Genomic DNA, 23,625 nt, shown 5'->3' on the forward strand with positions numbered 1-23,625 from the left:
AGATGTCTGCTAAAAACAATATACAGGACCAACTCTTAAACACTGCCCGTAAGGATAAATTGGATCTTACGATTTATCTTTTGAACGGGGTTCCCTTGAAAGGCAAGGTGGTAAGTTTCGATAATTTTACGATCGTACTCGAGCAGGAAAACAAACAGAGTCTCGTGTACAAACACGCGATCTCTACGATCATTCCTTCTAAGATCATCAAACTTTACACCGAGGAAACCAAAGACGCAGCGCAAGGATAATGCGATTTTGGTCTAAGTTATTCTGGATCCTCATATTCGGATCCGCAGCGACTCTTCTTATCTTTTGTATTTTTCCGCTCAAAGAGGGAGAGTCTCTTCTCGTCGTGGACGGCTCTGAAGAAATTCTGGAATATACTTCCGGACCGGGCTACGTATTCGAATGGAAGAAACTTCTTCCCTGGCAATATCAAGTTCTCCGTTTTCCGGTACATGCCCGAACTGCGAGCGTGACCAGCGACGTGGATTTGTCCTCCGGGATGTTTCCGGAAAGTTCCTCGGAAGGAAAGGTCCGATTCAAACTCGAGATCCGTTATTCCCTGGATCCGGGCAAAACTCCCCAGTTTCTGGAAGCCGCCGGAATCCAAGAGGAAAAGATACGTTCGTACATTCAAAAAATCGTATATTCGATTCTTCGCAAAAAAACCGAGGAATTTCTGGTCAATCCGAACACGCTCAAAACCAATCTGGACAATTATCTGAGAACCTCGTTTGCCGCGGATCTGCTTGCGGACGAAGCCGCGCTCAAAACGGCCAGTCCGAGAATTTTGGATTTGCAGGTGCCGGAGCCGGCTCTCATTACGGGAGTTTACAGAAATCAGAATTTGATTCTTCAGAAAAAACTGGAACTCGTAAGCGCGCTCGGAAAAGCGGAGGCGCTCAAGATCGAAGACGACGCGAAAACGTCCGCGCTTCTGAAACGTTTGGAAAGAACCAAAGACTTCGTGCACAAAAATCCGGACATGAAAGAATTCATCTTGTATGAAAGTTTATCCGACCACGTGGAAGTGATTCTTCTTCCGTCGGAAATGATCTTGGGAGAGATCCCATCGTCGAAAAAGAAAAAGAACGGAAACGTAAAAAGACCCAAAGAGGTAGAATGAAACAGGACAAACCGGTAGTATTGATTATGGCGGGCGGAAAGGGCGAACGTTTCTGGCCTCGTTCCCGCGTATCCACACCGAAACAACTTCAGAAAGTATATTCCAATAAAACGCTTCTGAGAGAAACCTTGGAACGCGCTCTTACGATCACTTCGATCGACCGCATTTATATCGGAACCAACGCGAGTCTGAAAAAATCGATTCTCGCTCAGGAAAAAAATTTCCCCGAAAAGAACTTTATCATCGAACCGGAAGGAAAAAACACCGCGCCTATCATCGCGCTTGCGTCCCTGTATTTCCGCGAAAAGTACGGAGATCCGATTCAAGTCGTGTTGTCCGCGGACGCTTGGATCAATCCAGTAAAGGAATTCACAAAGACGATTTCCAAAGCGCTCGAACAAGCGGAGAATCATCTTGTGCTTTTGGGAATCAAACCGAATCGTCCCGAGGTAGGTTACGGTTACATCGAAACGGGAAAATCGACTGACGGATGTTTTGCGGTTAAATCGTTTTATGAAAAGCCGGATGCGAAAACCGCTCTCAAATACATCAAAAAGAAGAACTTCTACTGGAATCCAGGAATTTTTCTTTGGAAAACTTCCACAATATTAGAAGAATTTAAAGCGTATTCTCCCAAAATTCTCGGACCACTCGAAGAGCGATTCCCGTTTAAAAAAGCGGGTGAACTTCCCGCGGCTTTCAAAATCATTCCTTCCGATCCGGTCGATATCGCGATCATGGAAAAAAGTTCCCGTATTAGAATGGTGGAAGCGAGTTTCGGTTGGGACGACGTGGGTTCTTGGACTTCTCTGGAAAGGGTGATGGCGGGCGATGGAAACGGAAACAGGCACATGGGAAAGACGATTCTCTTTCACAAGTCGTCCGGAAACATCACGCAGACTCGGAAAGAATTCACTGCGATCCTCGGTGTGAACGATTTGATCGTAGTGGAAGAGGAAGACGTTCTGTTTATCAGCACGAAAACGGGAGTAGGCGACATCAAAAATCTGGTCGCGGAACTCCGTAAAAATAAAACTTTACAAAAGTACACGGAATAGTTTTCTGACAGGAAGGAAATCTAAGGAGTTCTGAATGCCTTCAGGTAAGAAAAGAAAGCGCAGAAAGATCGCTACTCATAAAAGAAAGAAAAAGAGAAGAGCGAACAGACATAAGAAGAAAAAGTAATCCGTAGATCCTCCTTCCTTTCTCCGGGCGTTCGTCCCGGATTCAAGCTAGAGACATCATTGGACTGTTAAGCCCATTTCCGATTCGACCGATACAATCGGTATGGGCTCATTTCAGGATTATTCCGTTTTTCGCAGGTGGTGGAAAAAAGAAACGCCTCCTGCGAGAGGTTACACGAAATCATATTCCGCCACTACGCCGACCGGCGATATCCTTCAGGCGGATCTCAACTTCCATGAAAAAAAAGTCCGTTTGACTCTCGAAGTTGCGGGAGAGAACGGAAAGATTTATATCGCTACCGTGAAAGACGGTGAAGTCATTCAGGAAAAAGATCTTTCTTCCGGAAGAATGGTTCCCATCTACGCGAAGCTCGCTCCGTTTCAGGAAGTATTCTCCTGTTTGCCGGACGCCGATCTATTAAACACACTCGGCGGATTGTACGGAATTTCCAAACAACCGCTCGGTCACGTCGAGGAGAGGTCGCCCAGACCTTGGGAAACATCCAGCCGTTACGATCATATTTTCGGAATCAACCGGGAACGTTCTTGGTGGCAAAGAATCTTTTCCAGAAATCGGGAATACAAAGAACCTTGGATCGTTCGGGTCAAACGAAGATTTTGGAGCGAATTGCAAGACCTCGCTTTAGGCGCTTGTTCCGCGATCGGAATTTATTACGCGTATGTCGATTTCTATCTGCTGGGATTTTCACTTGCCGTTTTCGGTTTGCTTTTTGGCGGTTTAGACTGGATGCTGAGAAAAAGAAATCCGCTCTTCGTAAAAGTACTGCTCTTTATGAGTCTGGGATCTTACTTTTACTACGTCGGATATACCCGTTATTGAGGTAAATCATGTCATCCGAAATCGACCACCAATACATTCTGTTCAGTTTGGGAGACGAGGAATACGCGATCCCCATTTCCCTCGTAGACGAGATTATCAAGATCAATAATTTAATCCGAATTCCCAAAGCGAAGACATACTTTGCGGGAATCATGGACATTCGCGGAAAGGTCGTGAAGATGGTGGATCTCGCCGTGAAACTCACCGTTCCGAGAGAAGGAGAGGTCGTATACGACCGAGCAATCGTCGTCAAGGTCGGTGGTCAATCGGTGGGAATCATCGTGGATAAGGTGGCTAACGTGGTATTGTTTCCTCCCGATTCCATCAATCCTCCTCCGCCCTCCGTAAAAGGAATTTCAGGAAGATACATCACGGGAATCGGAAAGAAGGACGATCGTTTTATCATCATCATCGACGTGGAAAAGATTTTGGGAGCGGAAGACTTGGCCGAATTGGGAAGCAATGTCGGATGAAAAAAAAATCATTCCTATTCTAAAATCAACGGTTCTTCTTTTGATATGCCTCGCGTTTGTCGGGGCATTTTCTGTTTCTGCGGACGAGCAGGATCGAAGATACGATTCCTCTAATTTATACGATCCTCCTTCGGTCAAAATAACGGAACAGGATTTAACCGCTCTCAAACAGAATCTTCAGGATCCTTCCAAGGACGCGGTTTCCGAAATTCAAAAGCTGCTCGATCGGTATTATTCCCAATTCATCGATTCTCGAAGAATCGAAGAGGAGAAACGTCTCGGAAAAATTTTCGACGAAAAGACGAACCGAAATACGATCCGTCTTTTGATCTTAGGGATGTTCGCAAAACTCACTCCTTCCGGAATGATGCGGGATTCTCCGATTTTGTTCGAACTGCATCTTCTTCTTTCCAAAGAATACGATAAGAGGAAACAAAACGCGAAGGCGATCGAATCCGCGTTGGCGGCGATCCGATACAGAGACTTCTCTCATACCGAAGAGGAATTTTTGGATGAAAGAAGACTCGTTGAAATTTACGATCCTGCGGAAAAACAAGCCGCGCTTTCTCATCGCAAATCCAAGGAGAATTGGGAGAAGTCCAAAAAGGATCTTAAAGACTCGAAGGATTTTTATCATCTGTTCGAAGCGAATCTGATTCGGGGGAGAGAAACGAAAATCACCGAACGGTCGCAAAACGGACAGACCAACGAACGGACTTTGACGCCGAACGAACTTCCCGCATTTAAGGAAAGAATCTCACAAAACGAAAACGATCTCAAAGCTAAGGAAAAGGAATACAACGATTCCAAATCGGGTTCGTACGAGAACTTCCGAAAGAAGAAATCCAAAGAAGATGCCGATGTCGTTTATTATTTGGCGAACTTAGTCAAACAAGCGGAGAATGAGAACAAGGAACGGTTGAAAGTCGTGAACAATCTTTCGGTGGCGGGAACCGGAATCTTCGTTCTCTTCGATTACAAACGAAACACGGACTTTTACGCGACGGCGGCTCTTTGGGAGCTCGCGACAAAACTCGATCCGACGATGAAGGAACCCGTTCTCGATCTTGCGAAGGAATTAAAATCCTCCGGTAAAAAAGCGAAGGCAATCGACTTCTTCAAAAAGTATCTCGACCTTGCGCGTGCCGAACGAATGGAAGAATCCAAACTAGCGGAAACGTATTTTTCGATCGCTTCCCTTTATACGGAACTCAAACAGAACGTTTTGGCTTCTTCGTTTTATGAACTTTACTATAAAGCCGAGACCGATCCCAAAAAGAAAGTTCCGTTCACATACGAACTCGGTTCCTTTTTCGAGAATCGAACAGGCGATCTCGAACGCGCCGCGTTGTATTACGGAATTTGGCTCGGAAATCATCCGAATCCTGAAAACCCGGATCTTCCTTTCATCGACGTTTGCGAACTTCGTCGTCAGGAATTTTTGGCTCAATTCGGTTCCTCCAAACTGCAAGCGTATCGCCGCAAACCCAAGGAAGAAAAATTTTTGTTAAACGAAGCGATCCGTTCGTATGAGAAACTCCGCGAGATTCATCAAAAAGAGGAGAATCAAAATTCTATCCTGAAAAGGGAAACGCTCGCGATCAAACGGAATCTTTTGGAAAGAACGGACGATTCTACGATGGCGGAATATCGGATCAAGAACATGGATTTTCAAGCTTCGACCGCCCGTCTCGGAGTCGTTCGAACCAAATTGAATTCTACGCCCGTGACTTTGGCTATGAAAAAGCTTTCGATTCTTTTGGAAGAGGAAAAGGATTTTCTCTCGGCGAGAAAACTCTACGAGGACATCGTGAGGATCGGAAATCCGATCGAGGTCAACCTTTCCCTAAAAAACATCGATCGAATCAATAAGATTCTGGAGGACGGGATCAAACGCGAACCGTTGTAATCTAAGAATATTCTAATTTACTAAAGGTCGCTCGTGACACTATAGAGCGTTCGCAAGTAAAAAAGTCGATTGTTCCGGCAAACGATTCGGCTTAAAAGCGTTGATCGACGATTCGGTTCTTATTGAGAACGTTCCGTTTTCACTTCATCGCCTTTTCGATATCGTCGTCGGTGGGCGAGGTCGGCTCTTCGGAATAAGGAGCGGCCTGCGAGGATCGCACCAAAAATTCCACCTCGTCGATCACATCCCCTTCATACGCAACCTTGAGCAAATACTTACCGGGTGTGAGTCCTTGAAACGAACCCTCTATCGTTCTGGAAATCGGATTGGGTCGTTTGCGTAGAACGTCCATCTCGTTGTATCCGAGTTGGAAGCGGCTCAAACTCACGTAGGTTTCCGCGGTTTCGGGTACGGATCTGGAAAATCGGTAAATGTAACGGATCGTTTTGTCGTCCGGAAAAATCAGATTCTCCCTTGTGATCGTATATTCTCCGACGGTCATGATCTTCTTTTCGAGTACGTTGAACTTATCCTCGTCGAGCAAGGCCCAACCGAAATCTCCCGTCGGTTTAAAACAGGCGGTCGCAGTAACGAATAACAGCGAAAAGGCGAGAATGCGGAACGGCACCGGGGAGGCTTTTCGCTTTAATAGAACGCGTTGTGTTGGCACGGATGCGGCGTCTAACCGATTCGTGAAAAGGAATGCGAGCCAGAAAGCGGCGTTTTGGGAAGAGGAAAGAAATTTCATTTTTCTCCCAAGGAGTTGGAATCGATTACGCGGCCTTGTCCGGAAACGTCTTTTTCCTTCGGCGGTTGCTGCCCGTAATTCGGTGGAACGTTCGTATAAAACGTTTTCCACTGAGGACCGGTGGATCTGCGCTCTGCCGGGTTCGTGAAAAAACGGGAGAGAAATCGATACACCAAATAGGTCATCAGAATAAAAAGAATCAATTTCATAAAGCTACTTATTCTAATCTGACCCTGGTTTTGTTTCCGGCAATCGGAAAAAAACGAAAAATTTCAGGTTGTGGGAACTCCATCGTCCCGCAGTAAAACGGGTTTTTTTTAGATAAATCCGTTCTCGTTATACATGTATTGTTTGAGGTTTTTATTCTCTTCTTCCGTTTTTTCGATCTTTGCTTTTACGGCGTCTCCGATGGAGATGATTCCGATCAAAAGTCCGTCTTCCAAAATCGGCATGTGACGGATTCTTTTTTTGAGCATGATGGAAAGGAGTTCATCCACGTCGTCTTCGGGGCTCATCGTGGTGAGGGAAGTGGACATGACTTCCGAAACCGATTTCTTAAAAAAGTCCAGACCCAATTCCGCGGAAAGATGCAAAACGTCCCTTTCGGTGAAAATTCCTTTCAGCTTTCCATCGGTTAAGATCATCACCGATCCTATATCGTATTTGGTCATAAACTTGACCGCGTCCATCACCGAAGTTTCCGGTTCCACCGAAAGAAGTTTTCGGCCTTTTTTTGCCAGGATCTGTTTTACGTACATTACCTTCTCCGTATCGGTCGATACAATCGTTTTGCATTCCTCAATGGGTGTGATTTGCAATCTATCTCAAGTTCTTACAACGTCCAGAAAATTTGTTACCTTTGTATCTCTAGAAAAGTTACGGGTTTTCGGCCTCGGGTTCAAGAATTTTTCCGTCGAAACGCTTAATATCTTTTGAATAAAAGCTTCGTTCCGGGTAGAATTCTTTCGTTGAAATTGAAAAAAGGTTTTCAATTCACGTATACTCCTACATTTTTTTCGCCATAGGTCGCGCAGCGCAGAATGAATCTCAACGATAAGAATTCCGGTCCTTCGATCCTCATCGTGGACGACGAATGGCTGATTGCGTTCAACCTTCAAGTTTCTCTTCAAAAGCTGGGCTATCTGATCGCGGGCACCGCAAGGACCGCGGACGAGGCTTTGGAACTCGCGGAACGAACGAAACCCGATTTGATTCTGATGGATATCCGGATCGAAGGCGAACTGGACGGGATTCAAGCCGCGGAACGAATCCAGAAACGAATGGACGTTCCTGTCATTTTTATGACCGCGTTTGCGGACGAGGAAACGTTCAATCGAGCTGTGGACAAGGCCTCCCTATTCGGCTATATCTCCAAACCCTTCCAGCCCCAGGCTCTCAAAAACTCCATCGAAATCGCGCTCAAACAACAGCAAAGGTTCGGAAAGGCAAGGGAAGAAGGAAAAGAATTCCGGGACGTAATCCAAAACATCGGAGAAGGGGCGATCTCTCTCGACCGGGAAGGAAAAATTTTATTTATGAACCGGACCGCGGAGGCTCTGACCGGCTGGTCTCTTGCGGACGTGCAGGGCGAAAGCGGCGATAAGGTCTTGAGTCTTTCGACCGACGACGGAGAAAATCTCCGCACAAAAATCGGAGGAATCAAACCCGATCACGTAAAATACATTCCTTCTCTTTTAACGCGGAAGAACGGAAGTCGGATTCAAGTCGCGTTTCGGGTTTCACCGGTTCGGGACGAGGAAGGAGACATTGCGGGTTCCATCATTACTCTTTCGGAACTTTCCTCTCTTTCCGTTTCCGAGAAAGAGATTTCCGAAATGGAAAAAGTCATTCAATCCGAACGGAGACTCGATTCGATCCAGAAACTCGCGGCGGGCCTCGCGCACGAAATCAACAATCCTCTGATGGGAATCATCAACTACGGACATATCATCCGAAATCACAAAGGCGGGGACGCGGACACGAAGAATTACGCGAGGCTCGTCATCGAACAAGGGGAAAGAATCGCGGCGATCATCCGCAATCTCTTGTTATTCTCCCGAAAAGACCCGGAACAACCGGTGCAAACGAACGTAAAACAACTCGTGGGTTCCGTGGAAGGAATGATCTCCGAGATGCTCAAGTCTCAAGAGATCCAATTGGAAAAACAAATACCGGAGGACTTGGAAGTTTTGCTCCGACCGAATCAGATCCGAGAAGTCCTTTACAACATTCTGTATTACTATTCCGAAAATCAAAAAAAGGCTCTGATCCATCTCAAAGCCGCCGTGGACAACGGAGACGGCGAACCTTCCACGTTAAAGGTTTTGGTTTCGGGAAAACTCGGTGTGGATCTCAACTTCAGCGAAGAAAGCCGCTTTGAACCGTTCGAAAACTTTCGTTCCAACGACGCTCGAATCGGGATGGGACTTTCGGTTTGTTACGGGATTCTTCAGGCGAACCGGGGACAACTTCTTCTCAAAAAATCCGATGCCGGTTGGGATTTTATCATTCAAGTTCCGGTTTAAGGGAGAATTTCGATTCTTCCCCGAAACGAAATCGCACGGAGCGGGGGCTCAATTTAACCGTTGGCGTTCGCATTTTGCGACTGAAAATCGATGGAAAAACCAAGTGCAGTGAAAAAACCTGTATTCAACATTCAAATCGAGCAAGGAACTTAGGAATGATTGATAAAATCAAAGCCGCACTGGGTGCAGAAGCGGACTCACTTTTAAACCATACTTGTAAAACGATTCCCAAGGAATCATTGAGCCTCCCCGGCGCCAACTATGTTGACGATATTCTTTCCAAAAGCGATCGAAACAACTCCGTTCTCAGAAACTATCAGGCGATCCTGAACACGGGAAGACTTGCCGGTACCGGTTATACTTCCATTCTTCCCGTGGATCAAGGAATCGAACACAGTGCGGGAGCTTCCTTCGCGAAAAACCCTGCGTATTTCGATCCTGCGAACATCGTAAAACTCGCGATCGAAGGCGGTTGCAACGCGGTCGCTTCCACACTGGGGGTTTTGGGACTCGTTTCCAGACAATACGCGCACAAGATTCCTTTTATCGTAAAGATCAACCACAACGAACTTCTTTCTTATCCGAACAAGTTCGACCAGATCCTTTTTGCAAACGTGGAACAAGCGTTCGATATGGGAGCGGTTGCGGTCGGAGCGACCATCTATTTCGGTTCGGAAGAATCCTCCCGTCAGATTCAGGAAATTTCGGAAGCGTTCCACAGAGCGCACGAACTCGGACTTGTAACGATCCTTTGGGCTTACTTAAGAAACGACGGATTCAAACCCGACAAAATCGACTATCACCTTGCGACAGACCTTACCGGACAAGCGAACCACTTAGGCGCTACGATCCAAGCGGACATCGTAAAACAAAAACTTCCCGAAGTTTTTGCGGGCGGGTTTAAGGATTTGAAATTCGGTAAAAAAGACGATAGAATGTACACCACTCTTTCCGCCGATAACCCGATCGACATGGCTCGTTATCAAGTGGCGAACTGCTACATGGGCAAAGTGGGTCTGATCAACTCCGGAGGAGCTTCCGGTGAGAACGACCTCGGCGACGCGGTAAAAGCTGCGGTCGTAAACAAAAGAGCGGGCGGTATGGGACTGATTTCCGGAAGAAAGGCGTTCCAAAAACCGATGAAGGACGGAGTCGCTCTTTTGAACGCGATTCAGGACGTTTATCTCTCCAAGGACGTGACGATCGCCTAATCGCCTCGTCAAAAACGTGTTCGATTTTACGTTAAAGCGAAATTAGAACATTCAAATAGAAGAATATTCTTTCGGACCGGCTCCGATCGTTTCGAAAGAAAAGAACGAATACTCCGCGCTTGCCGCGGAGTATTTTGTTTCATACGAATCAAGTGAAACGTTTTTTGTGAAAGCGTTTCGGGATCGATCGAAAGATTAGGGCATTCTACGAAAAAAAGAAGGCGCTATGAACGTTAAGCAAGATTTTTCGAGCGCAGTGGGAAACACACCGCTCATTCTACTCAAAAGTTTCAGCGAAGAAACCGGTTGTAAGATCTACGGAAAAGCTGAGTTCTTAAATCCCGGCGGTTCCGTCAAGGATCGGGCCGCTCTGTATATCGTCGAAGACGCGGAACGAAAGGGGATTTTAAAACCCGGTGGAACCGTCGTGGAAGGAACCGCGGGAAACACCGGAATCGGGCTCGCGCATATCTGCAATTCCAAGGGATATAAAACCCTCATCATCATCCCCGATACGCAGTCCCAGGAAAAGATCGATCTGCTGCGAACTCTCGGTGCGGAAGTAAGAACCGTTCCGGCCGTTCCATACAAGGATCCGAACAACTACGTCAAGGTTTCGGGTAGACTTGCGGAAGAAATGGAAAACGCGATCTGGGCCAATCAGTTCGACAACCTCGCCAACCGCGAAGCGCATTACAAAACCACCGGTCCCGAAATCTGGGAACAGACCGAAGGAAAGATCGATGCGTGGATCACCTCGCTCGGAACCGGAGGAACCTACGCCGGAGTTTCCCTCTTTTTAAAAGAAAAGAATTCCAAAATCAAAACGATCGTAGCCGATCCGTACGGTTCGGGAATTTATAATTTCGTAAAGAAGGGAGAGGTTCTTGCGGAAGGCAGTTCGTTTACCGAGGGAATCGGAAACGGAAGAATCACCGAGAACATGAAAGGCGCTCCGATGGACGACGCGATCCGCGTGACAGACGAAGAATGTCTCGGTGTCGTTTATCAATTACTGCACAAGGACGGATTGTTTCTCGGCGGTTCCACGGGAATCAACGTGGGCGCCGCCGTGAAACTCGCCAAAGAACTCGGACCGGGAAAAACGATCGTAACGGTGTTATGCGATTCCGGTGCGAGATACCAGTCCAGAATCTTCAACGAAGAATGGCTGGCCTCGAAAGGATTTTCCGTTCCCGAATCGGCAAAACGATTCTAAATTCGGAAGTCGATTTCAAAAATGAAAACCGATCCGGTCCGATTGTGCGAACGACCGGTTTTGAGTTTAAATAGATTCAGTTTTTCTAAATTAGAAAAACACGGAATACAACAGTTGGCCGCCGACATCGAGGCTTTTGGAACCTCCGGCGATTTCCTTGTAAACCATAGGATTGCCGCGAACCCCGAAACCTTCGGTGACGGGTTCTCCCGTAGGGCTTTGAATCACGTTGTTTTGCGCCCAAGTTTTTCCCGTAAAATACGCGTGCGTCAATTGAATCAGATACACTCCGACCGCGACCCCGATCGCCGCATGTTTCGCGTTTTTGTATTGCGATTCGTCCGATCGAATTCCGTTCAGGGAATTTACGTTTTTGAAGAGAGTGATCTGATTGTATTGATCCATAAAACCGGTCGGTAAACCGGAAGTAGGGATCAAGTTGGTCGTAAACTGAGTTTCGAGAATCTTTTCGATCTTTTTGTTATACGCACTGGCTCTGTCTTTTTCCGCCGCGTCGAGACCGATGTAAGAAATCAAAGAAACGAAGAATAACGTGGAGTAAGTGGAACTCCAGCCTTCCTGTCTCATAAAACTGTGACCCCAACCCGGAAGGATCGCGGATTTCCAAACGGGTTCCCAGGGATTTCGTTTCGCGGAAATATAACGTTCCCAGTCGCCGTCCCGTTCTTCCAGATATTTTTCTATCATAGCGAGACGTTTTTGAACGATCTTATAGCTGTTCTCCTTGATCATCTGTTCCAAGTAGAAAGTGTCGAGTTGTTCTTCCTTATCGCTTTTCTTTCCTTCCTTATTCAGTTTCTTTTTTTCCGTTTCGATGATCTTTGCGATTTCCTGTTCGTCCTTGATCTCTTTGAAAATGATCTTGAGAATTTTAGTTTTTGCTAATTTTTCCCGTTTTCCATCTTTGATGATCGTGACGGTTTCGGGATCCTGATCGATCACGGTCGCGTACGTCCGTTCGCCCGTTTTCAAAAGAATCGTTTCCGCAAACAACAAGCTCGGAAGAAAGAATAGAACGAATCCGATCCGAAACGGAACGAAAAGAGGTCTGAAAAAAAACTGATGTAAAAACTTCATAAGAATACTATTTCCTGTGGATCAAGAATAATGATTCAGTATTAGTAAAGAAATTATAAATGCAATTTAATTTAATCTGTTCTTCGATTTTATTTGATTAAAAAAGTAGGATGGAAAAAGGATAGATGGAAAGGAAACAAAACGTTTCGTCTTATAGACAATAAAAAAGAAAACGCCTTTTTATCAGATGCGCGGAACGTAAAGGGTCGTATTGTTATGAAGAGAAGATTCGAACAAAAAATAGGGATCGTGTTGATCGGGATTTTATTTCTTTGCGGAACTTTGATTTCCAAAGAATCGGATAAAAAAGAATCCGAACGAGGTTTGGAAACTTCTTCCAAGCCCGCCGCGCAAGGCTGTTGTCGTATTAAAATGGCCGGGGGCGGTTACGATTACTTTATGAGCACCGAAGAAGAATGTGCCGGTCACAAACAGTTTCATTCGTTTATGAAGGAACGAACCCTTTGTTTTGAATCCTTTCCGGATCGGGATTGAAAGAATCCTCCGTTTGACGGATCTTTTTGCGTCCGGCGCGAATGTAAACGATCGCATAACGTGGAAATGAAAGAGCGCATAACGCGTCCGTTTTACAAAGGGCGATCCTTTTCGGCGTCCTATTAAGGAAAAAAGCGGATTCTCACACGGAATCCGTTTTCTTTTTCGACTTCCATTTCACCCCGAAGTTGCATACAAAGAGCTTCGATCAAATTCATTCCTAAAGAACTTCCTTCCTGAGGGTCCTTGTCCGCGGAATCCTTGCCGACTCCGTTATCCGCCACTTCCAACGTCAGATAGCCCGAAGCCGATTTCTGAAAGAGAATGGTGATCAATCCTTTTCGTTTATCGGGAAAAGCGTGTTTGAAAGAATTGGAAAGCAGTTCGTTTACGATCAAGCCGCAGGGAACCGCCTTGTCCATAGGAAGAAAGATTTCTTCGATATTACAGTCGGATTGAATTCTCCCGTCGCTTGGACCGTAAGAAACGAAAAGATGGCTCACCAATGAATTCAGATAATCTTTTGCGTGAATGACTTTGTATGTGCTTTTGTGGAACAGATAATCCTGAACCATCGCCATGGATTGAATTCGATTCATCGCCGAAGCGATCGCTTTTTTTGCAGATTCTGATTTTGTCTTTTCCTGTTCCAAGGTCATCATTGCGAGAATGAGTTGGATATTGTTCTTAACCCGGTGTTGGATTTCCCGAAAGAGAGTTTCCTTGTCGTTTAACGATTCCGTAAGCTGCAATTCCGTTTCGGTCCGGATCGAGATTTCGTTCTGTAGTCTTTTGTTCGTTTTTCTCTGGAGAAGGATGAGTTGTTTTTGTTTGCGGATTCCTTCCGCGAGTCCCCGTAAAATCGCGATGATGGAAAAGGTGAGAATTCCGCATAAGAAGGTGAAATTTGCGCCGACTACGAGGATTTGAAATGGGGTTTCGTTTCCGATCCAAATTCTATAATGGGCAAGAAGCGCTCCGGAAAATACGCAGACCGACGCGAGCGCCCAACCCCACAACGCGATGGTAGGACTTAAAAAGATTCCGCAAAAAACCGGAATCAAAAAGAACCAAAGAATTCCCGCTCCTCCGAGTCCGATCTTGGTATAAAGAAGACAACCGAGGATAAAGATTAAACCCAAAAGAAAGTAGGACTTCGGTTTATACAATTTGCTCGGAAGAAGCAAAAGAAACCATATTAGAAGAAGCGCAAGCGTATCGACGATGACGACTTCTCCGAGCCCCTGCACCCAAGCCAGATAAACGCTCGGAACGTAGATCAAAAATCCGAAACAGGACGAAAGAAGCAATAGAACGTGGATGATGTTTTTTTTCCAAGCATTCGGATGGGTGGAATTCGGGGAAGGAAGCTTGAATAATTCTTTGATAGGGGGAAGAAGGCTCATAGTCGTCCGATTGTATAACAGAGTAGGCCCGTTTCTTTCTTAGAAAGATAACAGATGTTCGAACTCGATTCCGGAAAAATCTCTCTCATAGAATTTTTGTCTTGAGTTTTTTTTAAATATGTGAGCAAATGCTCATTATTCTGAACCAGAGAGATTCGAAGCCATTTATAGATCGAGAAGGTCATTTTTTCCCTTGCAACCGTTCTCAATTGATAACAAATGAGCATCCTATTTCCAACAAACCTCAGATTCAGTATACAATAAAATTCCGGAAAACCCGGGGGTTCAATCAAAAATGAAAAAACCAGGTTTCGAAATCAAAAAACTTCCCTATCTTATGGCTTTGTTAATGGCCGGAGTCGCGTTGGGAATTCTCGTTTCCGCTTGCTCCGGGGAAAAGAAGGAGGAGATCGAGGGTTTCGCTCACGTATTGATGATCGATAACTCCTTTTCTCCTCCGATGCAGAAAATTCCTGTCGGTGGAATCGTCGAGTTCGTCAACTCGGGAAACAATCCGCATAACGCAATTGCCGTCGATAAGAGTTGGTCCACCGAAAAGACCTTCGGAAACATCGTGATGCCTCGGGGTTCCAAAACGAAAGTCACTTTTCCGAAAGAAGGCGTGTTCCCGTATTTTTGTTCTTTTCATGCGACCCCCGACGGCAAAAGCGGTATGGTCGGAGACGTCGTCGTCGGAGACGTTCCTTACAACCCTGCGGCCAAAGCGGGCAAGTCTTGGAAGAACGTTGCGCAGTTTTCAGGAACCACCCGCAAGGTTCCTTCTCAGTATCCTACGATTCAGAACGCGGTGGACGCCGCAAGTCCGGGAGATTTGATTCTGGTCAGCGAAGGCGTTTATTACGAAGAAGTCACCGTTACGACTCCTTCGATTACGATTCGAGGAGTGGATCGGAATAAGGTCATTATCGACGGTCAGTTTCAAAGAGGAAACGGGATCATGGTCGTTGCGGCGGACGGAGTCGCGATCGAAAACATGACGGCAAGAAACGCTTCCTTAAACGGTTTTTATTGGACCGGCGTGAAAGGATATCGAGGTTCTTACCTGACCGCTCACAATAACGGCGACTACGGTATTTACGCGTTCGACTCGATGAACGGAGTCATCGAACACGCCTATGCTTCCGGTTCACCGGACTCGGGCGTCTATATCGGTCAGTGTTATCCTTGTAAGGCGATTCTTTACGACGTAGTTTCGGAACACAATGCGCTCGGTTATTCCGGAACCAACTCCGGCGGAGAACTCTATCTCATCAGTTCGGTATGGAAGAATAATATCGTGGGTCTCGCTCCGAACACTCTTGATCGGGAACTTCTTCCTCCCGAAAGAGAAACGACCATCATCGGAAATCTGGTTTACAACAACAATAACCCGAAAGCTCCGATCGCGGCTTTGGAATATCCTTCCTTTGGAAACGGAATCCTGATCGCGGGCGGTCTTTCAAATATCATTCGTAAGAACGTAGTTGTCGATCACGAAAACAACGGGATCGTAATTCTTCCCAACTTGGACGAAAAGTTTTGGATTTCGCATAACAACGTGGTGCAAGATAACATCGTCTACAACTCGGGTAGAGCGGATATCGCTCTCGTAGGTCCGATGAGCACGGGAAACTGTTTTTCGGGAAATCAATACAGAACGGAACTTCCCGCCTTCCTTGAAAAATGGAACGGTTGCGGTTCGTTCTTGAGACTTCCGATGGGCGGAGATCTTTCGATGATGCTCGGAGCGCTCGGCTTGATGGTGCAGGCTTCCGGCGGAAAATTTCCTTCCGGTAACTACAAAGAACAACCGATTCCGGGTCCTCAAGTCAATATGCCGAACGGAGCTTCCGCACCCGTAAAACCGGCGTTGACCGCGTTTGAAGACTTCAACTTGGATTTGAATAAGATCTCCCTTCCGAAAGAAGCGGAAGAAGTGTTGAAAACGGTTCCGAGAAAACCCGCGCCGACCACCGGGGCGATCACTCTCGTAAAACCGGTCAGTCTCTTTCCGTTCTTCTATCACTGGTTGGGATTTCTGCTTCCGTTCGCGATTTATATCTGCTGGACTTCCATGTCTCTGTTCGATCTGAAAGACAGAACGGACCTGGATCGGAACAAAAAAATGTCCTGGATTGCGGCGATCACTTTCGTTCCGATTTTAAGCGCGGCGATTTATCTTCTCGGAAGCGGAAGCAAATATCCGACTTGGTTCAAGCGAACCTTGGTTTGGGGAGGAATCGCGGCATTCTTCCTTTTGGCGGCTTACACCGGACTTTCTTTGATGAACGGCGTGGGAACCAAAACAATCAGTTAAAAAGTTTAGAATATTCAGAAATTATCATAGGAGAAAAAACATGGAACAAACTGTCATCGGCGGCCCCGGATTCTTCGCTTTACTTTTCAACTTTTACGGATATTACTTTCCGTTTATCCTCTACACTCTTCTTGCGCCTTTGGCGCTTCTGGATCTCGTAAAAAGAGAGGACGTGGACGCGAAATCCGGTTCGATCTGGACCGGTGCGATTCTTCTGGTTCCGATCGTAGGAGCCGGAGCGTATTTGGTTGCGGGAGGATCCAAGGTTCCCGCTTGGTTGAAAAATTCCCTCGTTTACGGGGGAGTGGGGTTTTTGGCGCTGATCATTCTCATCACATCGGTAGCCAAATTCTAAAAAAGTGAACCGCAAACAGTTTCTCAAATGGATGGGAATCGGCGGGGCCGGTTTGGCCGCTGGCGCCGGACTCAGTTCGATCGGAGACGAGGACGGAAACGGAGGACTTCTTTGTAAGGTCCGTCCCGGAATCGTGGGTGTGAATAAGGAATCCACGATCCCGGGTAATCCGGGCAATAACTCGTATGGGAGCATGGTACATCCTCCCTTTCATACCGATCCCGCTTTTTTAAATCGGATGGAACTGAAGAATCACGAAGTTTCTTCCGGTCCGATTTTGAAACAACATTTGAGCATCGTAGAAATGCCTTTGACGGTCGCGCACAACACGGTCGTCAAGGCCTGGACTTTCAACGGAATCGTTCCGGGGCCGGTAGTTCGGGCTAAGCTCGGACAAAAAATGGAGATCACGCTTCGAAACGATTCCGAACATCCTCATTCGATTCATTTTCACGGAAGTCATGATCCGAACGAAGACGGTTGGGAACCGATCGTTACCGGCGGCGAAAAAATATATAAACTAACTGCGGGTCCGATCGGATTTCATCCGTATCATTGTCACGTTCCTCCGCTTGCGAGTCACATGGCAAAGGGTTTGTACGGAGGTTTGATCGTGGATCCTCCGGGCGGGCGTCCTCCCGCGCACGAATTTATGCTGATTCTTTCCGGTTGGGATCTTGCGGACAAGGGGAGAAACGATATCTTCTCTTGGAACGGAATGTCCGGTTTTTACGATCGATATCCGATCAAAGTTCCGGTGGGTCAAAAGGTGCGGTTGTATATCGCGAACATGTGCGAATACGAACCCGTCGCTTCGTTTCACCTGCACGCGCAAACGTTCGACGTATTTCGGACCGGTACGAGACTGGTCCCGGACGATCATACGGACGTCGTTACGCTCGGACAAACCGAACGGGTCATCGTGGAATTTACCCTTCCGAAACGGGGGAGATATATGTTTCATCCACATCAGACGAAGATGGCCGAGAACGGCGCCATGGGTTGGATCGTCGCGGTCTAATACGATGACGTCTAACGTGTGTACGGCCGTTTAGAGAAAGATTTCGAAAGTGCGAATTCTATTTTTAAGTTTTCCCGTTCCCGGAATCGTTTAGGAGAAATTTTTTGAAGGAAAGAATTCTTTTTATCGGAGTTTTGATTTTCGGAATCGGACTGGGTTTTTTCGGTTGGAAACTTTGGAAGTCGAAAACCGCAGCGAACCAAGAACCCGTTTTAGTGGAAGAATGGTCCACGTCCGTTTTAAAGAATACCGCGAATTCCGAAGTTCCTCTGCGCGAAATTCCCGGTAAACTGAAACTCGTGTATTTCGGTTTTTCGCATTGTCCGGACATGTGTCCACGTGCGATTCTGGATATGTCCGCCGCGGTCAAAGAACTCGGGGAAGAAGGGAAGAATCTCACGCCCGTCTTTATCAGCGTAGACCCGGAAAGGGATTCCCCCGAACTACTTGCAAAATACGTAAAACAGTTTCCCGGTGAAAGATTGGTCGCATTAACCGGAGAAAAGTCCAAGCTCGACGTTTTGCAGAACGCGTTCGGTGCGATTTCGAAAAAAGTGAGCAATCCGCAAGTTACGGGCGGCTACACGGTCGATCACACCGTCTTTTTGTACGTTCTCGACGATCAGAGCAGAATTCTCGCGACGTTTCCGGGAGGAACCGACGGAAAAACTCTCGCCAAAGACATTAAGAAATTCTTATAGACAAGGGCGGAGACCGGATTCTTCAAAGCCGTCGGTTTGCGGAAGAGAGCGCGGACGGCGACGCGCACATCTCGTCGATCCGCTTGTTCGACTTTCGATCTGCTCCTTTTTACAAGCGTTTTTCAATCTTCCGATGGTTTGTCGGTAGAATTGGTCGGTGTCTTTGAGGATCGTTTCGTCGTTCAATCGGTGTGGGAACTCCTTCGAAAAGAAACAAAAGTAAATCGATGAGACTGCGCGCAGGAATGTGGGAACTCCTTCGTTTCCAAGAAGAATTCTCGGTTTTACGGTTTGCGGTTTTGTCGTTTGCATTTTTGGGCCGATTTTCCAACTTCGTTGGAAGCCTTCGATGAATGGCTCCGCGCATCTCCGGCTATCTCGCTTCCTGTGGGTCGCTCGATATGTCGTAAAACGCGAACCCAACCGCCGCTAAAATCAAGAGAAAACTCACCGCGTGATTCCACTTGATTCTTTCCTTTAAGATCAAAGAAGCGAACACGATGAAAACGCTGATCGTAATGATTTCCTGCAGAATCTTCAATTGAAACGCGTTGTAACCTTCTTCGGCGTAGCCGATTCGATTGGCGGGAACCATGAGCATGTATTCGAAAAGGGCGATTCCCCAGCTTAAGACGATCGTCAGGGGTAGACTCCAACCGTGAAAGAATTTCAAATGCCCGTACCAGGCAAAGGTCATAAATACGTTCGAGCAAAGAAGAAGGAGAAAGGTTTTCATGATATGTGCTTCCTAACGCGCTTTTTTGAAATTCCGGGTAGAAAGTTGTGCGTTACGGACAACTTTCCAAGCCTTTCCTTTTTTTCAATCCGGGAAATACGTTTCGAAAGGGGAAGCGTCGCCTCGGCGACGTATCTCGATCGAACGATCTAAGTGAATGAAAGTTTGGCTGATTCTTTCCAAAGCCAAATTGTGCTATGTAAATTCAGATCTTCTTGTCGGAAGATTGCAAAAAAAAGACCCCGGAGAATTCCGAGGTTGAATATAGGGTTTTAGACTTCAGGTAGTATAACGAAACGCCGGAGGGCCGTTTCAGGCCCAGCGTCGGCTCAATGTGAAATTATTCGGAACGAACCTCGATCTTTTTGGTATGAGGTTTCCTTCTCGGAAGAGTCAGGTTCAACACACCGTTTTTATATACGGCGGAGATCTGGTCTTCTTCCACGGACTCGGTCACCGTAAATGATCTTCTGTATTCGCCCGTGCGGAACTCGGAATATCTCAGTTCACCGGGAACGTTTCTTTCGGACGTTCTTCCGGAAATCGTAAGCTGATCCTTTTCAAGCTGCACTTGAACGTCCTTTTCTTCCACTCCGGGAAGATCGGCGATCAGATAGATGTTCGTTTCGTCGGAGTAAACATCCACTCTCGGAGTAAGGATTCTCACTCGTTCTTTTTTTGTTTCCTGAGAAGTTTGATTCTCCTCAGCCGTATGATTTTCTTTGTGCAGAACTGCGTTTGTCATAGTCGGTTCTCCTTTGTTACTTACTTGGTCTGGATTTGAATCTTACGCGGTTTTACGCTTTCCCGAATCGGAAGGCTAAGAATCAAAACTCCGTTTTTAAATTCGGCGGTTGCTTTTTCCGAATCCACTTCGGCCGGAAGTTCCAATGCTCTTCGGAATTTTCCATGAAACCGTTCCACTCGGTTTGTGTTCGCGGACGAATGGGAATTTACCGGAGCTTCTCCGCTGAGATCCAATCTGTTTCCGCTGACGGTGATCTGTAGACTTTCCGGATCGATGCCGGGAATCAGGGCGGTAATGGTAACTTCGTCCGGTCCTTTATGAATGTTTAAGGCCGGATAGGCGCTTCCGCCTCCCGCGGGAAACTGATCCCAAAAGCCGGAAAACTGATTTTGCAGTTTGTGAAGGTCTTCAAAGATTCTAAATTCATTCATCATTCTTCTTTCCTCTTTAGCAATCTGAGTATTAGAGTGCCAAAAGGTTAAAAAAATTCCAGCATTTTTTTAAAAAATTAGCACTCTTTTTTTACGAGTGCCAGGGTGGATTTAGGAACGAAATTGCGGAGAATTTGGTCGATCATCGGGGCTTCTTAGAGGGGTTTTGTCGAAGTCTGCGTGTTTCTCTATTTGAGAATTGTAGGATCTCATACACGCCGAAGCTGTATTTCCTAAGAACGAGGGAACTTCTGAGATGCGAATTAGTTTGAATTGCGAAAAATGTGGGAACTCCTGCAAACGATGCTTGGATCTTCGAAAAATGTGGGAACTCATACAAATTAAATTGTTGCTTGAGGAATCGGTTTCCCAAGGATTTTCGCACGTGCGGCACAACATTTAGGCGACCGTCGCCTAAACTCAAAATCGCGGCTAAATCCTTGAACCGAGAATACTCCACCTCAGGAACCGGAACCGATGAAAAAAACGAATCCAACTTATCACGATCTCAAGCCAAAACGAATGGATTGGGTTTTGACGGCGATTTCGCTCGCGTTCGTTGCAATGGGAATTTTCGTTCTTCCTAAGAATTTAAACGTTGGGATCGTCACGATCGCGTTCTTCGGAGTTTGTGCGGGAACCTTTCTGACGACGATACTTCGAAAATTAAAAGAAAGCAAGTTTCAAAGTATTTCCGTCGATGCGATCGGAGGAGTCGATATCAAGCCGTCCCGCTTGCGTGCTTGGTTGATGGCTTTATTGTTGATGTTGCTCGGAACGATCCTCGCTGTTTTCGGAGACAATTACCCTTTTTTAATGAGAATTCTTGCATATATCATTGCCGGCTTCGGAGTTTTATTGGCAATTATGATAACAATTGGAAAAGTTCCGGTAGGTTTTCTTCGATTCGATTCCGACGGCTTTCGAATCGGAAGGAGCAAATGGTCGGTCGTTCTTCCTTGGGACGAAATCGCCGACGTACGCGCGGGTGAATTCAATAACAACGCTGCGGTCTTTCTTTTGCTGCGCTCCTTCGATCGAATCAGAACGGAGCCGGAAGAATTCTATGATAAAGCGATCCAAGAAATCCTCACCAATGAAGGATGGATCGGATCTCATTTTATGATCTTAACCTCGAATTACGGAATGTCCTCGCCGTTGCTTGTGGAAGCGATCGAACGCTACAAGAATCAGCCTGGGGCTCGGCAAGAATTGAATCGACTGCGGATTGAAACGGACTTTGGATCGGCATCACCTTGAAGCCGCGTGTTTGTCGAAGGGCGACTTCAAGGTGTCTTGAACGAAAGGAAGAATCGAAACGAATTATCTCTTTTTCGATTTTTTCTTGGCGGTTTTCTTTTTAGCCACCTTCTTCTTTGCGGTCTTCTTGGGAGCTTTTTTCTTCGCTACTTTCTTTTTGGCCGCTTTCTTAGCGGTCTTTTTCTTTTTAGGAGCGGACTTCTTCTTTGCCGCTTTCTTTTTTGCGACCTTTTTCTTGGCGGCCTTCTTCTTCGCTGCTTTTTTTACCGCGGCTTTCTTCGCGGCAACTCGTTCCACAACGGCCTTGTCGCCTTCGTTGGAACGGAAGAATGTCTTTTCGAAATCGCGATTCTTAAAAGAAACCAAAGCGCGGCCGATCAGTTCGTCGATATCGGAAGTTTCCATTCCTTCGTTCGCTGATTCGATGTAGTCGTAGGAAAGATGCGCGAGTCCGCAACGAAGATAACTTGTCAGCTTATCTTGAGAAGCTCCTTGGCGAGCGAGTCCGTGCAGCCAATCTCTGAGAATCTTTTCTCCGAGTTCGAAGTTGGCTTCGGGTTGTGCGGACTTTCCGGTTTTACGAAACTCTTCGTTGAGCCTTTGGTGAACGAGGGAATAATCATCTTCGAAAGCTCGATCGAGGATGCCGTCTTCGATGAGCCTTGCGTCCAATTTTTGGACAATAGAGGAATCGGCCATAGTGTTAGAATCTCCTGAAATTACGGGGCAGAAATTGGATATAGTTTGTTCGAAGAATCCTTTCTGCAAGAAAAAACTGAATCGATGTTTAAAATGATCTCCTAACTTAAGAATCCATTCTTCGGTGATTCGATCTTCGAATGATTCAGAGGTTTCTTATATAGAAAGGAACGAAAGCGGAACACTTTGTAAGATTTACGAGCATCGTTTCGATGCAAAGAATTGAATATGAGAATCGGACTTGGATGGGGAGCGTTCGGATTTGCGGAGTTCGTCTTTAAAGGGTTTCTTTGTAATGGAGTCGTTCCGGTTCGATCGATCGATCGGATTCGAAATTCATTCCATAAAGTCGGGAAAGGGAGTTTCGATTTCAACTTTCTAGGAAAACAATTCTCGCTGAGCCGGATGCCCTTGTGAATCGATCGTTTTTTTCGTGTTTTGCGGTTCCTGTTTTTTATCCGTTTCCTTGGTCACGCGAACGAGGGAAAGTATTGTGTTCCTTACGATTTTGTTTTTAGTCAGAACGTTTCCTCGCTTCTTCCTTCCTAAAAGATAACCCGAGAAAGTTTCTTGGAATTTGGGAATTTTTCCAAATCGCTGTCTGTTCAAGGGTTGAACAAATTTTCTTGACAGGCCGTGTTTGCAGCCTTTTTATGAGTTAAGATTTTCCAATTTTGGGACTGACCCGGCGAAGCTATGCCTGGAAACACGGTCTCAACCGCATTTTCCCCGTATTTTTCCCACTTTTGAGTGTTTCGTTATGGATGACGCGTTAAGACACAAACTTCTGAGAATCTTGGAAGAAAATCCTGAAGTCAATCAGAGGGAAATCTCCGAGATTTTGGGGATCAGCTTAGGGAAAGTGAACTATTGTCTCAAAGCTTTGATGGATAAGGGTTGGGTCAAGGCGAAGAACTTTAAGAACAGCAAGAACAAACTCGCATACGCCTATTTTTTAACTCCGATGGGAATCGAAGAAAAGGCACGTATCACGGTTCGTTATCTGAAAGTTAAAATGCAGGAATACGAACAGATCCGGAAAGAGATCGAAGAGTTGAAGAAGGAAGTAGGGGAAGAATTATAAGTTTTTATTAAAAAGCTATTAATATGATTCTT

Annotated in this window: 26 protein-coding genes; 17 read left to right on the plus strand and 9 right to left on the minus strand. The window is 46.2% G+C overall.

The annotated features are described in order from the left end of the window. Nucleotides 1-2: 2 nt before the first annotated feature. The 6 genes from hfq (at nucleotide 3) to LFX25_RS06965 (ending at nucleotide 5,539) form a co-directional block, all read left to right on the plus strand. On the plus strand, nucleotides 3-251 hold the full coding sequence (hfq, locus tag LFX25_RS06940) for an RNA chaperone Hfq (protein ID WP_118957412.1): 249 nt from the start codon (nucleotides 3-5) through the stop codon (nucleotides 249-251). Further along, entirely contained in the window at nucleotides 251-1,132 is an 882-nt protein-coding gene (locus tag LFX25_RS06945; protein WP_238729570.1) for a hypothetical protein, read from the plus strand. Before hfq ends, LFX25_RS06945 begins: the two co-directional genes overlap by 1 nt. Next, nucleotides 1,129-2,190 carry a mannose-1-phosphate guanylyltransferase gene (locus LFX25_RS06950; protein ID WP_238729571.1) on the plus strand — a complete coding sequence of 354 codons (1,062 nt, stop codon included), beginning with the start codon at nucleotides 1,129-1,131 and terminating at the stop codon, nucleotides 2,188-2,190. The genes LFX25_RS06945 and LFX25_RS06950 overlap by 4 nt, the downstream gene beginning before the upstream one ends. A gap of 229 nt (nucleotides 2,191-2,419) precedes the next feature. Next, entirely contained in the window at nucleotides 2,420-3,157 is a 738-nt protein-coding gene (locus LFX25_RS06955; RefSeq protein WP_238729572.1) for a hypothetical protein, read from the plus strand. Between the two features lie 8 nt (nucleotides 3,158-3,165). Then, complete coding sequence (locus tag LFX25_RS06960) at nucleotides 3,166-3,630, plus strand: chemotaxis protein CheW (protein ID WP_238729573.1); 465 nt, start codon at nucleotides 3,166-3,168, stop codon at nucleotides 3,628-3,630. Further along, nucleotides 3,620-5,539, plus strand: coding sequence for a hypothetical protein (locus LFX25_RS06965; RefSeq protein ID WP_238729574.1), 1,920 nt, complete (start codon nucleotides 3,620-3,622; stop codon nucleotides 5,537-5,539). Before LFX25_RS06960 ends, LFX25_RS06965 begins: the two co-directional genes overlap by 11 nt. A 139-nt stretch (nucleotides 5,540-5,678) precedes the next feature. Here the strand turns inward: LFX25_RS06965 and LFX25_RS06970 are convergent, their stop codons facing one another. The 3 genes from LFX25_RS06970 to LFX25_RS06980 form a co-directional block, all read right to left on the minus strand. Continuing rightward, nucleotides 5,679-6,287 (minus strand): LIC_12238 family plasminogen-binding lipoprotein, encoded by a 609-nt coding sequence (locus LFX25_RS06970; RefSeq protein ID WP_238729575.1) that lies wholly within the window; start codon nucleotides 6,285-6,287, stop codon nucleotides 5,679-5,681. Beyond that, entirely contained in the window at nucleotides 6,284-6,496 is a 213-nt protein-coding gene (locus tag LFX25_RS06975) for a hypothetical protein (RefSeq protein WP_238729576.1), read from the minus strand. Before LFX25_RS06975 ends, LFX25_RS06970 begins: the two co-directional genes overlap by 4 nt. 108 nt (nucleotides 6,497-6,604) lie before the next feature. Then, entirely contained in the window at nucleotides 6,605-7,045 is a 441-nt protein-coding gene (locus LFX25_RS06980; protein WP_238729577.1) for a CBS domain-containing protein, read from the minus strand. Between the two features lie 282 nt (nucleotides 7,046-7,327). Here LFX25_RS06980 and LFX25_RS06985 point away from each other — a divergent pair, with 282 nt between their 5' ends. The 3 genes from LFX25_RS06985 (at nucleotide 7,328) to LFX25_RS06995 (ending at nucleotide 11,242) form a co-directional block, all read left to right on the plus strand. After that, nucleotides 7,328-8,812, plus strand: a complete 1,485-nt coding sequence (locus LFX25_RS06985; RefSeq protein ID WP_238729578.1) for an ATP-binding response regulator — start codon at nucleotides 7,328-7,330, stop codon at nucleotides 8,810-8,812. 155 nt (nucleotides 8,813-8,967) lie between these two features. Continuing rightward, nucleotides 8,968-10,023, plus strand: a complete 1,056-nt coding sequence (locus LFX25_RS06990) for a class I fructose-bisphosphate aldolase (protein WP_135590632.1) — start codon at nucleotides 8,968-8,970, stop codon at nucleotides 10,021-10,023. Nucleotides 10,024-10,249: 226 nt separating this feature from the next. Next, a complete protein-coding gene (locus LFX25_RS06995; RefSeq protein WP_238729579.1) occupies nucleotides 10,250-11,242 on the plus strand; it encodes a cysteine synthase A in 993 nt (330 codons plus the stop codon). A gap of 90 nt (nucleotides 11,243-11,332) precedes the next feature. Here LFX25_RS06995 and LFX25_RS07000 read toward each other — a convergent pair whose 3' ends face one another. Beyond that, on the minus strand, nucleotides 11,333-12,340 hold the full coding sequence (locus tag LFX25_RS07000; RefSeq protein ID WP_238729580.1) for an LA_0442/LA_0875 N-terminal domain-containing protein: 1,008 nt from the start codon (nucleotides 12,338-12,340) through the stop codon (nucleotides 11,333-11,335). A gap of 216 nt (nucleotides 12,341-12,556) precedes the next feature. Here LFX25_RS07000 and LFX25_RS07005 point away from each other — a divergent pair, with 216 nt between their 5' ends. After that, the gene (locus LFX25_RS07005) at nucleotides 12,557-12,835 is read left to right on the plus strand and encodes an LIC_11321 family protein (protein WP_118957400.1); all 279 of its coding nucleotides are present in this window, start codon (nucleotides 12,557-12,559) and stop codon (nucleotides 12,833-12,835) included. A 122-nt stretch (nucleotides 12,836-12,957) separates the two neighbouring features. On the opposite strand, the gene LFX25_RS07010 is transcribed toward LFX25_RS07005, so the two are convergent. Beyond that, entirely contained in the window at nucleotides 12,958-14,223 is a 1,266-nt protein-coding gene (locus LFX25_RS07010; RefSeq protein ID WP_238731533.1) for a sensor histidine kinase, read from the minus strand. A 313-nt stretch (nucleotides 14,224-14,536) separates the two neighbouring features. Between LFX25_RS07010 and LFX25_RS07015 the strand changes: the two genes are divergently transcribed. From LFX25_RS07015 to LFX25_RS07030, 4 genes are all read left to right on the plus strand, one after another. Beyond that, nucleotides 14,537-16,558, plus strand: coding sequence for a plastocyanin/azurin family copper-binding protein (locus LFX25_RS07015; RefSeq protein ID WP_238729581.1), 2,022 nt, complete (start codon nucleotides 14,537-14,539; stop codon nucleotides 16,556-16,558). A 40-nt stretch (nucleotides 16,559-16,598) separates the two neighbouring features. Then, entirely contained in the window at nucleotides 16,599-16,913 is a 315-nt protein-coding gene (locus LFX25_RS07020) for a PLDc N-terminal domain-containing protein (protein ID WP_238729582.1), read from the plus strand. 31 nt (nucleotides 16,914-16,944) lie between these two features. Beyond that, on the plus strand, nucleotides 16,945-17,934 hold the full coding sequence (locus LFX25_RS07025) for a multicopper oxidase domain-containing protein (RefSeq protein WP_238731534.1): 990 nt from the start codon (nucleotides 16,945-16,947) through the stop codon (nucleotides 17,932-17,934). A 104-nt stretch (nucleotides 17,935-18,038) separates the two neighbouring features. Then, nucleotides 18,039-18,635 carry an SCO family protein gene (locus tag LFX25_RS07030; protein WP_238729583.1) on the plus strand — a complete coding sequence of 199 codons (597 nt, stop codon included), beginning with the start codon at nucleotides 18,039-18,041 and terminating at the stop codon, nucleotides 18,633-18,635. Nucleotides 18,636-19,008: 373 nt separating this feature from the next. On the opposite strand, the gene LFX25_RS07035 is transcribed toward LFX25_RS07030, so the two are convergent. The 3 genes from LFX25_RS07035 to LFX25_RS07045 all read right to left on the minus strand — a co-directional run bounded on the left by LFX25_RS07035 (nucleotide 19,009) and on the right by LFX25_RS07045 (nucleotide 20,550). After that, nucleotides 19,009-19,371 carry a DMT family protein gene (locus LFX25_RS07035; RefSeq protein WP_238729584.1) on the minus strand — a complete coding sequence of 121 codons (363 nt, stop codon included), beginning with the start codon at nucleotides 19,369-19,371 and terminating at the stop codon, nucleotides 19,009-19,011. Between the two features lie 340 nt (nucleotides 19,372-19,711). Beyond that, on the minus strand, nucleotides 19,712-20,116 hold the full coding sequence (locus LFX25_RS07040; RefSeq protein WP_238729585.1) for an Hsp20/alpha crystallin family protein: 405 nt from the start codon (nucleotides 20,114-20,116) through the stop codon (nucleotides 19,712-19,714). Nucleotides 20,117-20,136: 20 nt separating this feature from the next. Continuing rightward, nucleotides 20,137-20,550, minus strand: a complete 414-nt coding sequence (locus LFX25_RS07045) for an Hsp20/alpha crystallin family protein (protein WP_238731535.1) — start codon at nucleotides 20,548-20,550, stop codon at nucleotides 20,137-20,139. A 477-nt stretch (nucleotides 20,551-21,027) separates the two neighbouring features. Here LFX25_RS07045 and LFX25_RS07050 point away from each other — a divergent pair, with 477 nt between their 5' ends. Continuing rightward, nucleotides 21,028-21,810 (plus strand): hypothetical protein, encoded by a 783-nt coding sequence (locus LFX25_RS07050; RefSeq protein WP_238729586.1) that lies wholly within the window; start codon nucleotides 21,028-21,030, stop codon nucleotides 21,808-21,810. A 63-nt stretch (nucleotides 21,811-21,873) separates the two neighbouring features. Here LFX25_RS07050 and LFX25_RS07055 read toward each other — a convergent pair whose 3' ends face one another. Then, entirely contained in the window at nucleotides 21,874-22,509 is a 636-nt protein-coding gene (locus tag LFX25_RS07055) for a hypothetical protein (protein ID WP_238729587.1), read from the minus strand. Nucleotides 22,510-22,737: 228 nt separating this feature from the next. On the opposite strand from LFX25_RS07055, the gene LFX25_RS07060 reads away from it, so the two are divergent. Both LFX25_RS07060 and LFX25_RS07065 read left to right on the plus strand, forming a co-directional pair. Further along, entirely contained in the window at nucleotides 22,738-22,926 is a 189-nt protein-coding gene (locus tag LFX25_RS07060; protein WP_238729588.1) for a hypothetical protein, read from the plus strand. Between the two features lie 343 nt (nucleotides 22,927-23,269). Next, nucleotides 23,270-23,593 (plus strand): MarR family EPS-associated transcriptional regulator, encoded by a 324-nt coding sequence (locus tag LFX25_RS07065; protein ID WP_238729589.1) that lies wholly within the window; start codon nucleotides 23,270-23,272, stop codon nucleotides 23,591-23,593. Nucleotides 23,594-23,625: the final 32 nt, after the last annotated feature.

The sequence above is a fragment of the Leptospira sanjuanensis genome (assembly GCF_022267325.1).
Classification (GTDB): Bacteria; Spirochaetota; Leptospiria; order Leptospirales; family Leptospiraceae; genus Leptospira; species Leptospira sanjuanensis.